The sequence below is a fragment of the Micromonospora siamensis genome, assembly GCF_900090305.1.
In the GTDB taxonomy this organism is placed as follows: domain Bacteria; phylum Actinomycetota; class Actinomycetes; order Mycobacteriales; family Micromonosporaceae; genus Micromonospora; species Micromonospora siamensis.
The window spans coordinates 3,078,448-3,088,838 of the sequence record NZ_LT607751.1 but is presented as its reverse complement, the minus strand read 5'-3'; the positions used below and the strand labels follow the sequence as shown (position 1 = coordinate 3,088,838).

Sequence of the window (10,391 nt, the reverse complement as noted above, 5' to 3'; positions counted from 1 at the left end):
CTTCGATCCGGACTGCGGGACTCCGCTCCGCTACGTTCCTCGCTCGGATCACTTGACAGCCTTTCCGTCCAGGACCGTCGGCTCGCCGCGCAGGAAGGTCGCCACGATGCGACCCGGCAGCGTCATGCGGGCGTACGGGGTGTTGCGACTGCGGCTGGCCAGCTCCGCCGGCTCGATGGTGCGGCGGGCGGCCGGGTCGACCAGGGTCAGGTTGGCCGGGACACCGGGGGCCGGGTCGAGGCCGTGCGAGTCCAGCCCGGCGATCCGGGCCGGGGCGCGGGACATCCGCTCGGCGATCAGGTCCCACTGCGGGCCGAGCACGTCCAGCGCGATCGACAGCGCCGTCTCCAGGCCGAGCATGCCCGGCCGGGCGTACGCCCACTCGCACTCCTTGTCCTCCACGGCGTGCGGGGCGTGGTCGGTGGCCACGATGTCGATCACGCCCTCGGCCAGCGCCGCGCGCAGCGCGGCGACGTCGGCGTCGGTGCGCAGCGGCGGGTTGACCTTGAAGACCGGGTCGTACGTCTCGGCCTTGACGTCGGTGAGCAGCAGGTGGTGCGGGGTGACCTCGGCGGTCACCCGGACCCCGCGGGCCTTGGCGTGCCGGAGCACCTCGACGCTGCCGGCGGTGGAGACGTGGCAGACGTGCAGCCGGCTGCCGACGTGCTCGGCGAGCAGCACGTCGCGGGCGATGATCGCCTCCTCGGCGACGGCCGGCCAGCCGGTCAGCCCGAGCCGGGTGGAGACCTCGCCCTCGTGCATCTGCGCGCCCTCGGTGAGCCGCGGCTCCTCGGCGTGCTGGGCGATGATCCCGTCGAACGCCTTGACGTACTCCAGGGCCCGGCGCATCAGCTTCGGGTCGGCGACGCAGTGGCCGTCGTCGGAGAAGATCCGGACCCGGGCGGCGGAGTCGGCCATCGCGCCGAGTTCGGCGAGGCGCTCGCCGGCCAGGCCGACGGTGACCGCGCCGATCGGCTGCACGTCGACCAGCCCGGCCTCGCGGCCGAGTCGCCAGACCTGCTCGACGACGCCAGCGGTGTCGGCGACCGGCGAGGTGTTGGCCATCGCGCAGACCGCGGTGTAGCCGCCGAGGGCGGCGGCCCGGGAGCCGGACTCGACGGTCTCGGCGTCCTCCCGGCCCGGCTCGCGCAGGTGGGTGTGCAGGTCGACCAGGCCGGGCAGGGCGACCAGCCCGGTGCCGTCGAGCACGGTGGCCTCCGGCGCGCTCAGGCCGACGCCGGTCTCCGCGACGACGCCGTCGCGGATCAGCAGGTCGGTGGGCGCGGCGCCGACGACGCTGACGTTGGTGATCAGGTACGCGGTCACAGGTTGTTCCCCCCGAGCAGGAGATAGAGGACGGCCATCCGCACGGAGACCCCGTTGGCGACCTGTTCGACGATGGTGGAGCGGGGTGAGTCGGCGACCTCGGGCGTGATCTCCATGCCGCGGTTCATCGGACCGGGGTGCATGACGATCGCGTGTTCCGGCAGCCGGCGCAGCCGCGGTCCGTCCAGCCCATAGCGGCGGGCGTACTCGCGGGCGGAGGGGAAGTAGGAGTCGCCCATCCGTTCCCGCTGCACCCGCAGCATCATCACCACGTCCACGCCGGGAAGAACGGTGTCGAGGTCGTAGGAGACGTCGGTGCCGGGGGCGAGCGCGGCCGAGATGTCGACCGGGATGAGGGTGGGCGGGCCGACCAGGGTGACCTTCGCGCCGAGGGTGGACAGCAGCAGCACGTTGGAGCGGGCCACCCGGGAGTGGAGCACGTCCCCGACGATCGCGACGTGCAGGCCGGCGAGCCGGCCCAGCCGGGAGCGCATCGTGTACGCGTCGAGCAGCGCCTGGGTCGGGTGCTCGTGGGTGCCGTCGCCGGCGTTGACCACGGAGCCGTCCACCCAGTTGGCCAGCCGGTGCGGCGCCCCGGAGGCGGGGTGCCGGACGACCACCGCGTCGGCGCCCATCGCCTGGAGGGTGAGCGCGGTGTCCTTCAGGCTCTCGCCCTTGGTCACGCTGGAGCCCTTGGCCGAAAAGTTGATCACGTCGGCGGAGAGCCGCTTGGCGGCGGCCTCGAAGGAGATCCGGGTCCGGGTGGAGTCCTCGTAGAAGAGGTTGACCACGGTCCGGCCGCGCAGCGCCGGGAGCTTCTTGACCTCGCGACCGGCGACGGTGGCCATCTCGGCGGCGGTGTCCAGGATCTGGGTGGCGGTGGCCGCGTCCAGGTCGGCGCCGGAGAGCAGGTGGCGGATCACCTGAGATTCCCTTCGTTCGCGACTGCGGGGCTCCGCTCCGCTGCACTCCTCGCGCTCACACCGCACCCCCGTACAACTTGACCTCGTCGAGACCGTCGGTCTCGGCCAGGGTGACCTTCACGCTCTCGGCGAGCGAGGTGGGGATGTTCTTGCCGACGTAGTCGGCGCGGATCGGCAGCTGCCGGTGCCCGCGGTCGACCAGGACGGCCAGCTGCACGGAGGCCGGGCGGCCGAGGTCGTTGAGGGCGTCGAGCGCGGCCCGGACGGTACGGCCGGAGAAGAGCACGTCGTCGACGAGGACGACCCGCTTGCCGTCGATCCCGCCCGGCGGGAGCTGGGTGGGGCCGATCGCGCGGGTGGCGTGCCGGCGCAGGTCGTCGCGGTAGAGCGTGATGTCGAGCACGCCGACCGGGACGGACACGTCCTCGAAGGTGCTGATCCGGGCGGCGAGCCGCTTCGCCAGCGGCGTACCCCGGGTGGGGATGCCGAGCAGCACGGTGTCGGCGGCGCCCTGGGTCTTCTCCAGGATCTGGTGGGCGATGCGGTCGACCACTCGCGAGACGTCGGTGGCGGCGAGGATCACCTTCACCGAGGGTTGTCGCGGTGGCGACGACGGGGCAGCCGGTGGGCAGGCCACGGCGGACCTCCTTCCCCGCCTCACGGGACGGGTCGTTAAAGGACGTCTGGCACCTGCGGCCGGTCCGGGTCCGGCCCGACCGAGGCTTCACGCCACGTTACCAGTGGTCACCGGGTCGGCCGCCGTCGGCACTGACCTCCGGATCAGGGCGGTTAAATGGGGACAACTCCCCCCACGCTCCCCAACCGGCGGGTCCGCGCCACTTGACCAGGTGTCGCAATCCCCGTACCGTCACGCTCCGTAGCGATCGCTGGGAGAACCCCAAAGCACAGCACTGGGAGTGTCCGAATGCCCTCTGAATACGCCAAGTCGCTGGGCGCCCGCCTGCGCTCCATCCGCCAGCAGCAGGGCCTGTCCCTGCAGGGGGTGGAGGAGAAGTCGAACGGGCGCTGGAAGGCCGTGGTGGTCGGCTCGTACGAGCGCGGGGACCGCGCCGTCACCGTGTCCCGCCTGGCCGAGCTGGCCGACTTCTACCGGGTGCCCGTCTCGGAGCTCCTGCCGGACGGCAGTGGCGTGCGGCACGAGGCCACCAGCAAGATCGTGCTGGACCTCGAGCGCCTCTACGACGAGGCCTCCGAGGACCTGGCCTACGTCGCCCGGTACGCCCGCGCCATCCAGCAGCAGCGCGGCGACTACAACGGCCGGGTGCTCTCCATCCGCGCCGACGACCTGCGCGCCCTCGCGATCGTGTACGACGCCTCGCCGTCGGGCCTGATCGAGCGGCTGACCGAGCACGGCGTGCTGGTCGCCGACCCCCGGGCGTTCTTCGCGTCCTGATCCATCGCGTACCGCAAGGGGCCCGTGCCGGTCGGCACGGGCCCCTTGTCGTCGCTGCGGTTCGCCGGTCAGCGGGTGGCGTACTCGGCGATCCGGCCGAGCAGGCCGTTGAGGAAGCGCGGCGAATCGTCGGTCGACATCTGGCGGGCCAGCTCGACGGCCTCGCTGATCGCCACCGCGTCGTCGATCTCGTCGACGTAGAGCAGCTCGTAGACCGCGATCCGGGCCAGGTTCCGGTCGACCACCGGCATCCGGTCCAGCGTCCAGCCCTCGGCGTAGCTGGCCAGCAGCTCGTCGATCCGGTCCAGGTGCGCGGCGACGCCCTCGACCAGGCTGACCGCGTAATCCAGGTGTTCCGGGCGGGGCTTCTCGATCCGCTCGATGTAGCCGGCGAGCACCTCGACCGGCGGACGGTCCCGCAGGTCGGCCTCGTAGAGCACGTCCAGCGCCCGCTTGCGCGCCTTGCGGCGCGCAGGCATCTGCTGCTTCGGTGCCTCGGCCATCAGGCGCGGCCGAGGTAACGGCCGTCGCGGGTGTCGACCTTGATCTTCTCGCCGGTGGTGATGAAGAGCGGCACCTGCACGGTCGCGCCGGTCTCGACGGTGGCCGGCTTGTTGCCGCCGGTCGACCGGTCGCCCTGCAGGCCCGGCTCGGTGTAGGTCACCTCGAGCACGACCGAGGTCGGCAGCTCGATGTACAGCGGGACACCCTCGTGGGTGGCGACGGTCGCCTCGGCCTCGGGGAGGAGGTAGTTGGCGGCCTCGCCGACGGTGCCGCCGGGGACGGTGATCTGGTCGAAGGTCTCCAGATCCATGAAGACGTAGTCCTCGCCGTCGGCGTAGAGGTACTGCATGGTGCGCTTGTCGACGGTGGCGGTCTCGACCTTGGTGCCCGCGTTGAAGGTCTTGTCGACCACCTTCCCGGACAGCACGTTCTTCAGCGTGGTGCGCACGAAGGCGCCACCCTTACCGGGCTTGACGTGCTGGAACTCGACGACGGACCAGAGCTCCCCGTCGAGGTTGAGTACCAGGCCGTTCTTGAGGTCGTTGGTGGAGGCCATTTCCTGCCTTGATCATCAATTGGCGGACAGACCTGGCAAGTCTACAAGCCGCGTCGAATCCGTGGCCGGCCCGCCGCAGCCCCGGGCCTGGCCGGCGGCTCACCGGCCGCGGCTCCTCCACGGCGCTTCCTCCACCGCGCCGCCGACCGCCACCCGCACCGCCTCCCCCGCCCGCCTTTGCTCTGCTGCAACCCACGCGACAGTCACGCACGGTTGCCAGTGAGCCGTTCTGGTAGATCGGGCCAGAATGCGACCAGGCAGCTCACCATCGGTGTCGCGTGGGGCGCAGCAGAGCAAAGGCGGAGCGGCGGGTCGCCGACCGGGTGGCGGGCGTTACGGTACGTTACAAACGGCACACGTCGCCGGGTGTCGCCCTCGCCACCATGCGGCCGAAGGGCGTGGCGCCGAACGGCGTGCGGCCGGACGGTGTGCGGCCGGACGGTGTGCGGCGCCGGCCGGTCAGGCGGTGGCGTCGGACGGCCGGGACGCGAGGTGGTGCAGGGCCAGCCGGTAGCCGTCCACGCCCAGCCCGCAGATCACCCCGGTCGCCACCGCGGAGACCACCGAGTGGTGCCGGAACTCCTCCCGGGCGTGGATGTTGGAGATGTGCACCTCGACCAGCGGTCCGCGCAGCATGGCGCAGGCGTCGCGCACCGCGATCGAGTAGTGCGACCAGGCGGCCGGGTTGAGCACCACGGCGGCGCCCTCGTCGGCCGCCGCGTGCAGCCAACCGATCAGCTCGTGCTCGGCGTCGGTCTGCCGGACCACCACGTCCAGCCCCAGCTCCGCGCCGACGTCGGCGCACATGTCCGCCAGGTCGGAATAGCTGGTCACGCCGTACACGTCGACCTGCCGGCTGCCCAGCCGGCCCAGGTTCGGCCCGTTCAGCACGTACACCCTCATGAGGCCACCGCCCGGTAGGCCTCGGCCAGCAGCTCGTCGTCCGGTCCGTCCAGGATCGCCGGCCGGGCCAGGCCGTCCAGCACCACGAACCGCAGCCGGCTGCCCCGGGCCTTCTTGTCCACCCGCATCGCCGCCAGCAGCTCCGGCCAGGCCCGCGCCGGGTAACTGGTCGGCAGCCCGAGCGCGGCCAGCACGCTGCGATGCCGCAGCGCGGTCGCCTCGTCCAGCCGGCCGGCCAGCTGGGCCAGGGTGCCGGCGTACACCGTGCCGACGGCCACCGCGTGCCCGTGCCGCCAGCGGTAACCCTCCACCTTCTCGATCGCGTGGGCCAGGGTGTGCCCGTAGTTCAGCACCTCGCGCAGCCCCGACTCGTGCAGGTCACTCGCGACCACGTCGGCCTTCACCCGGATCGCCCGCTCGATCAGCTCCCGGGCCACCGGACCGGCCGGGTCGGTCGCCGCAGCCGGATCCCGCTCGACCAGGTCCAGGATCACCGGGTCGGCGATGAAGCCGCACTTGACCACCTCGGCCAGTCCGGCGGCCAGGTCGACCGGGGGCAGGCTGTCGAGGGTCGCCAGGTCGCAGACCACCCCGGCCGGCGGGTGGAAGGCGCCGACCAGGTTCTTGCCGGCGGCCGTGTTGACGCCGGTCTTGCCGCCCACCGCCGCGTCGACCATCCCGAGCAGCGAGGTGGCCACCGGAACCCAGCGCACCCCGCGCAGCCAGCAGGCCGCGACGAAACCCGCCAGGTCGGTCACCGCGCCGCCGCCGACCCCGACCACGGCGTCGTTACGGGTGAAGCCCGCCTCGCCCAGCCGGTCCCAGCAGTCGGCCGCCACCTCGATCCGCTTGCCCGCCTCGGCGTCCGGCACCTCGATCAGCAGCGGCGTCACGCCCGCCGCGCGCAGCCGCGTCCCGACCGCGTCGGCCAGCTTCGCCAGGGGCGGGGCGTGCAGCACCGCCACCCGCGTCGCGCCGGGCAGCAACCCGGCCACCTCGTCCAGCAGATCGCGTCCGACCAGCACGTCGTACGGCCGCTCGCCGTCGACCGGGATCCGGGTCACCTCGTCCATCGCCGGCAGCCTAGTGCAGCGCCGGCCATCCGCCGGGGCGCTGTCCACCTGTTGGCGTGCCGAGATCAGCCCACCGTCCGTTCGGCCCAGCCCGCCAACCGGCCCGCGTAGGCCCGGACGGCGGTTCGCAGCGCGTCCGGCGCGAGCACGGTGAACGGCCAGCCCAGGCCGGCGAGCAGCTGCGCCATCCCGTCCAGGTTCTCGGCCCGACCGCGCATCAGCACCCCGTCCCGCACCACGGTCAACTCGGCCACGGCGGGCGGGATCCGGCGGCGGGCGGTGACGAGATCGGTCTCCAGCAGCACCTCGACGGAGTGCGCGTAGGGCACGGCGGCCAACGCCCGGGACACGTGGGCCACCGCGTCGAAGCCGTCCGGCACGGTGAACCCCGCCGGCCCGACGGCGACCGTGTCGATCCGGTCCAGCCGGAAGGTACGCAGCTCACCCCGGAGATGATCGTGGCCGGTGAGATACCAGCGTCCGGCGTGGAAGACCAGCCCCCACGGGTCGACCTCCCGCCGGGACTCGTCCCCCGCCCAGGAGCGGTACGCGAGGGTCACCCGGCGGCGTTCCCGGGTCGCCTCGGCGAGCGCGAGCAGCGTGCCGGTGGCCGGACGGACGGCCGGGTCGGTACGACGCAGGGTGAACCCGAGATGCTCCTGCACCGCGGCGAGCCGCTCGGCGAGCCCGGTGGGCAGCACCCGGTTGATCTTCGCCGACGCGGTGGCGGTGGCCGGCGCCTCGGTGCCGAGCCCGAGCCGTTCGGCGGCGACCAGGCCGAGCAGCACGGCTACGGCCTCGTCGTCGGTGAGCATCAGCGGCGGCAGCTTGTAGCCGGGACGCAGCCGGTAGCCGCCGTACCGGCCCCGGGTGGCGGTGACCGGGATGCCGAGGTCGACCAGGGTGGATGCGTAGCGGCGCACGGTCCGCTCGTCGACGCCGAGGCGCCCCGCCAGCTGCGCCCCGGTGAGTCGGTGGTGGGCCTGGAGCAGCTCCAGCATGCCGAGTACCCGGCCGGCGGGATGTGACACGCGGCACCTCTCTGTTCCGGGCGGAACCTGTCCGCAATGCAGCCTACGGTCTCCCCCGTACGACGAACCGAGGGAGATATCTGAGATGGCGACTTTCGTGCTGGTGCCCGGTTTCTGGTTGGGCGGTTGGGCGTGGCGGGAGGTGACCGCGAAGCTGCGGGAGCGGGGGCACGAGGTGTTCCCGGTGACCCTGACGGGGCTGGCCGAACGGGCCCACCTGGCCGGGCCGGAGGTCGGCCTGGAAACCCACACCACCGACATCACCGCCCTGATCGAGACCGAGGAGCTGCACGACGTGGTGCTCGTCGGGCACTCCGGCGGGGGGATGCCGGTGACGCAGGCCGCCGACCGGCTCCCGGACCGGATCGCCAAGGTGGTCTACGTGGACAGCGGCCCGCTGCCCGATGGGGCGGCCCAGTTCGACATCCACCCCCCGGAGGAGCAGGAGCGACTGCGCGCGGTGATCGGCGACGGGCACCTGCTGCCGCCGCCCTCCTGGGACCCGGCCGACGACGCGGTCGGCCTGGCCGGACTGGACGACACGGCGCTGGCGCTGCTGCGCCGCCGGTCCACCCCGGAGCCGTTGCGCGCCGCCACCGACCCGGTCCGGCGGACCGGCGGGCCCGGATCCGGACCGCGACCGGCGGCGGGTGGGACGCCGGCGGTGCCGGGTGGGACGCTGGCGGTGCCGGGTGAGACGCCGGTGGTGCCGGCGGCGCTGGTCGCCTGCACCTTCCCGCTGGACGTGGTGACCGCGATGATGGCGCAGGGACACCCGTTCTTCGCCGAGCTGGCCGGCGCGGACCTGCACGCGCTGCCGACCGGCCACTGGCCGATGCTGAGCGAGCCGGCGGCGCTCGCCGGACTGCTCGACGAGATCGCCGCCGGGGTCAGGCCGTGAGCAGGGCGGTGATCTCCGCGGCGATCTCCTCGGGGGTACGCCCGTCGGTGACCACGGTCGCGGTGGCCACCTCTGCGTAGAGCGGTCGGCGCTGATCCATCAGGTGCTTCAGGGTGGCTCGCGGGTTGATCGCCAGCAGCGGTCGCCCGGCGCCCAGCCCGACCCGCCTCACCGCGTCCGGCAACTCGACCGACAGGTGCACCACCGGGTGCCCGATCAACGCGGCGCGGTTCTCCTCGGCGAGGACCGCGCCGCCGCCGAGGGCGAGCACCCCGGTGTGCGAGGCCAGCGCCGCCGCCACCGCGGCCCGCTCCAGCGCGCGGAAGTGCGCCTCACCCTCGTCGATGAAGATCTCCGGGATCGGCTTGCCGGCCAGCCGCTCGATGTCGGCGTCGGTGTCCCGGAACGACACCCCCAACGCCTCGGCGAGCACCTGGCCGACGGTGGACTTGCCGGAGCCGGGAGCCCCGACCAGCACGCAGACCGGCCGCGTCACCGGATCACGCTCCCGCTCACCGAATCACCAGCGCGTCGAGGTACGCCGCCAGGTTGCGGCGGATCTCCGCGACCGAGTCGCCGCCGAACTTCTCGGTGGCCGCCTCGGCCAGCACCAGCGCGACCATCGCCTCGGCGACCACCGCGGCGGCCGGCACCGCGCACACGTCCGACCGCTGGTTGATGGCGGTCGCCGGCTCCCCGGTCGTCACGTCGACCGTCGCGAGGGCCCGGTTCAGCGAGGAGATCGGCTTCATCGCCGCCTTCACCCGCAGCGGCTCGCCGGTGGTGATGCCGCCCTCCAGGCCACCCGCCCGGTCGGTGACCCGACGCACGCCGGTGGCGGTCGGCACGATCTCGTCGTGCGCCGCCGAGCCTCGGGAGCGGGCCTGCTCCCAGCCGTCGCCGATCTCCACGCCCTTGATCGCCTGGATCGACATCAGCGCGGTGGCCAGCCGGGCGTCGAGCTTGCGGTCCCACTGCACGTGGCTGCCCAGGCCCGGCGGCACCCCGTACGCCAGGACCTCGACCACGCCGCCCAGGGTGTCGGCGGCCTTCTTCGCGGCGTCGACCTCGGCGACCATCCGGGCGCTGGCCTCCGGGTCCAGGCAGCGCAGCGGGTCGGCGTCGATCCGCTCGGTGTCGGCCGGGGTGGGCCGCAGGCCGGGCTTGGCGGCGACCGGGCCCAACTCCACCACATGCGACACGATCTCGACGCCGAGGGCCTGACGCACCAGGGCCTTGGCCACCGTGCCGGCGGCCACCCGGGCGGCGGTCTCCCGGGCGCTGGCCCGCTCCAGGATCGGCCGGGCGTCGGTGTGGCCGTACTTCTGCATGCCGGCCAGGTCGGCGTGGCCCGGCCGGGGCCGGGTCAGCGGTGCGTTGCGGGCCTGCCGGGCCAGCTCCTCCGGGTCGACCGGGTCGGCCGCCATCACCGTCTGCCACTTCGGCCACTCGGAGTTGCCCACCCGGATGGCGACCGGGCTGCCCAACGTCACCCCGTGCCGCAGACCGCCGATCACCTCGACCTCGTCGCGCTCGAAGGACATCCGCGCGCCCCGGCCATAGCCGAGCCGGCGGCGGGCCAGCTCGTCGGCGATCTCGGTGGTGGTCACCTCGATGCCGGCGGGGACGCCCTCGATCATCGCCACCAGGGCGGGTCCGTGCGATTCACCTGCGGTCAGCCAGCGCAACACGGGGGTCAGTCTGTCACGTCCGGTGAGCGGGGCGACGGCGTGGCCACCGCGTCCCGCCCACCGGAACCC

The 10,391-nt window shown here is 73.3% G+C and carries 12 protein-coding genes; 2 read left to right on the top strand and 10 right to left on the bottom strand.

Translation table 11 applies throughout. From position 1 onward, the window contains the following. Positions 1–48: 48 nt before the first annotated feature. Genes GA0074704_RS14195 through pyrR form a run of 3 tightly spaced genes read right to left on the bottom strand, consistent with a single transcriptional unit; the run spans position 49 to position 2,886 of the window. Positions 49–1,326, bottom strand: coding sequence for a dihydroorotase (locus tag GA0074704_RS14195; protein WP_088970955.1), 1,278 nt, complete (start codon positions 1,324–1,326; stop codon positions 49–51). Then, positions 1,323–2,249: an aspartate carbamoyltransferase catalytic subunit gene (locus tag GA0074704_RS14190; RefSeq protein ID WP_088970954.1), complete on the bottom strand. Its 927-nt coding sequence runs from the start codon at positions 2,247–2,249 to the stop codon at positions 1,323–1,325. Before GA0074704_RS14190 ends, GA0074704_RS14195 begins: the two co-directional genes overlap by 4 nt. A gap of 55 nt (positions 2,250–2,304) precedes the next feature. Beyond that, positions 2,305–2,886: a bifunctional pyr operon transcriptional regulator/uracil phosphoribosyltransferase PyrR gene (pyrR, locus tag GA0074704_RS14185; protein WP_088970953.1), complete on the bottom strand. Its 582-nt coding sequence runs from the start codon at positions 2,884–2,886 to the stop codon at positions 2,305–2,307. Positions 2,887–3,174: 288 nt separating this feature from the next. On the opposite strand from pyrR, the gene bldD reads away from it, so the two are divergent. Beyond that, positions 3,175–3,663, top strand: coding sequence for a transcriptional regulator BldD (bldD, locus tag GA0074704_RS14180; RefSeq protein ID WP_088970952.1), 489 nt, complete (start codon positions 3,175–3,177; stop codon positions 3,661–3,663). Between the two features lie 68 nt (positions 3,664–3,731). On the opposite strand, the gene nusB is transcribed toward bldD, so the two are convergent. The 5 genes from nusB to GA0074704_RS14155 form a co-directional block, all read right to left on the bottom strand. Continuing rightward, entirely contained in the window at positions 3,732–4,142 is a 411-nt protein-coding gene (gene nusB, locus GA0074704_RS14175; RefSeq protein ID WP_172880914.1) for a transcription antitermination factor NusB, read from the bottom strand. 23 nt (positions 4,143–4,165) lie between these two features. Continuing rightward, positions 4,166–4,723, bottom strand: a complete 558-nt coding sequence (efp, locus tag GA0074704_RS14170) for an elongation factor P (RefSeq protein ID WP_088970950.1) — start codon at positions 4,721–4,723, stop codon at positions 4,166–4,168. A 459-nt stretch (positions 4,724–5,182) separates the two neighbouring features. Further along, positions 5,183–5,626, bottom strand: a complete 444-nt coding sequence (aroQ, locus tag GA0074704_RS14165) for a type II 3-dehydroquinate dehydratase (protein ID WP_088970949.1) — start codon at positions 5,624–5,626, stop codon at positions 5,183–5,185. Further along, positions 5,623–6,699 carry a 3-dehydroquinate synthase gene (gene aroB / locus GA0074704_RS14160; RefSeq protein ID WP_088970948.1) on the bottom strand — a complete coding sequence of 359 codons (1,077 nt, stop codon included), beginning with the start codon at positions 6,697–6,699 and terminating at the stop codon, positions 5,623–5,625. The genes aroQ and aroB overlap by 4 nt, the downstream gene beginning before the upstream one ends. Before the next feature lie 65 nt (positions 6,700–6,764). Further along, complete coding sequence (locus tag GA0074704_RS14155) at positions 6,765–7,730, bottom strand: helix-turn-helix transcriptional regulator (protein WP_088970947.1); 966 nt, start codon at positions 7,728–7,730, stop codon at positions 6,765–6,767. Between the two features lie 85 nt (positions 7,731–7,815). Here GA0074704_RS14155 and GA0074704_RS14150 point away from each other — a divergent pair, with 85 nt between their 5' ends. Next, positions 7,816–8,631 carry an alpha/beta fold hydrolase gene (locus GA0074704_RS14150; RefSeq protein ID WP_088970946.1) on the top strand — a complete coding sequence of 272 codons (816 nt, stop codon included), beginning with the start codon at positions 7,816–7,818 and terminating at the stop codon, positions 8,629–8,631. On the opposite strand, the gene GA0074704_RS14145 is transcribed toward GA0074704_RS14150, so the two are convergent. Both GA0074704_RS14145 and aroC read right to left on the bottom strand, forming a co-directional pair. Beyond that, positions 8,621–9,127: a shikimate kinase gene (locus tag GA0074704_RS14145; protein WP_088970945.1), complete on the bottom strand. Its 507-nt coding sequence runs from the start codon at positions 9,125–9,127 to the stop codon at positions 8,621–8,623. The genes GA0074704_RS14150 and GA0074704_RS14145 overlap by 11 nt on opposite strands. 16 nt (positions 9,128–9,143) lie before the next feature. Continuing rightward, positions 9,144–10,322: a chorismate synthase gene (gene aroC, locus GA0074704_RS14140; RefSeq protein WP_088970944.1), complete on the bottom strand. Its 1,179-nt coding sequence runs from the start codon at positions 10,320–10,322 to the stop codon at positions 9,144–9,146. Positions 10,323–10,391 lie beyond the last annotated feature (69 nt).

What these genes read in the sequence shown, in the direction of transcription:
- bldD (WP_088970952.1), top strand. Translation starts at nt 3,175, where the DNA reads ATGCCCTCTGAATACGCCAAGTCGCTGGGCGCCCGCCTGCGCTCCATC.
- nusB (WP_172880914.1), bottom strand. Translation starts at nt 4,142, where the DNA reads ATGCCTGCGCGCCGCAAGGCGCGCAAGCGGGCGCTGGACGTGCTCTAC.
- efp (WP_088970950.1), bottom strand. Translation starts at nt 4,723, where the DNA reads ATGGCCTCCACCAACGACCTCAAGAACGGCCTGGTACTCAACCTCGAC.
- aroQ (WP_088970949.1), bottom strand. Translation starts at nt 5,626, where the DNA reads ATGAGGGTGTACGTGCTGAACGGGCCGAACCTGGGCCGGCTGGGCAGC.
- aroB (WP_088970948.1), bottom strand. Translation starts at nt 6,699, where the DNA reads ATGGACGAGGTGACCCGGATCCCGGTCGACGGCGAGCGGCCGTACGAC.
- GA0074704_RS14150 (WP_088970946.1), top strand. Translation starts at nt 7,816, where the DNA reads ATGGCGACTTTCGTGCTGGTGCCCGGTTTCTGGTTGGGCGGTTGGGCG.